Here is a 1,199-nt window from a genome sequence, read left to right as displayed (position 1 = left end):
TAGTAATAGTGTATGAATTGGTTCATATATTGGCTTGGACTTATGTTATTAATCTATCTAAATTCTCTAGGATATCTTTCAAGTTTCTGAATGAATTTCATCTTAAATGCTTGCCTATTTCTCTCACGTGAAAGATATTTCTTTTAGACGCTTCATGTCAACTTTGGGTGGAAAACCAAACATGCGAGAATATTCACGGCTAAAGTGAAAGCCCGAGGGTAACCATCCCCCCCGGGCTTTTTATCGAAAAAAGGGATTTTAAACTAAAGCTACAGTGTACTTTGCCGATTCGATCCAAGTTTGATCGGAAAACTCTCRGCCGCGAACCACAACTTCGTTGTTGTAGATCTGAACATACATGCCTTGTGCTACATTTGGATTGTCAGTACTGCGTGTTTTGCCGACTGAGGCATTATTGAACCAGTGAAATGAGTTCTGAGTATTATAGTGATTCTCCGTCGCAAAGTTACGATGTGTATGACCCGACAGCACAAAAACATTCTTATATGGCTTTAAGATAGCCCGAAACTCCTTCGCCCTGAGTAATTGGGGCGGTTTCCCGTCCATATCTGGGGCCGGTAGCGGCTGATGTATGAAGACGATAGCGGGCTTTCCATCCTCATGGTTTTTCATACAATTCTCGAGCCAGGCAAGCTGCTCATCCGAATACCAGGCGCCCTCCCCTACATCAGCTCTCTCCTGCACATATGTCTCTTGAGACATCATGATCAGATGAACATCATTAACCCAGACATCCTTGTAGGGCTTATCCTTGTAGCCGAAAAACTTCATGAAGCGTTCACGGGACATCGCATCGGTTTTTCCGTTGGGGACCGTTTCAGCGGACCATTCTCCCTTCGTGTTTATCCAAATGTCGTAATAATCATGATTGCCCATATTCGCGTACATTGGCGGTAGTTTGTATTTGTCCAATACTTTCCGAAAAAGCTTGTAATCCTGCTCCCGGCCTACGTCAGTGATATCCCCACCGAAAACAATCGTGTCCACTGGCGATTCGAAGTGAGTAATATCTTTCAACGCCGAATGAAGCTTATCGGTAATCCCCGAAGTTCCATTGTCGGAAATATGCACGTCGCTGAGAAGGAAAAAGGATAGCAATAAACGCTTGTCGCCTGGGACGACCGTATCCGGTTGAACGGATGCTGTAGGTATTTCTGTCTGTACAGAGGGCTCAACTA

At 44.4% G+C, this 1,199-nt stretch carries 1 protein-coding gene; it reads right to left on the bottom strand.

Going from position 1 to position 1,199, the window contains the following annotated elements; translation table 11 throughout:
- Positions 1-258: 258 nt before the first annotated feature.
- The coding region (locus AC1DVJ_RS31045) for a metallophosphoesterase family protein (RefSeq protein ID WP_477596800.1) at positions 259-1,199 on the bottom strand (941 nt) is incomplete at its 5' end.

The organism is Paenibacillus sp. P4_A9 (assembly GCF_056402415.1).
The sequence above is the reverse complement of the archived record's forward strand: the minus strand, read 5'-3'. Positions and strand labels throughout refer to the sequence as shown.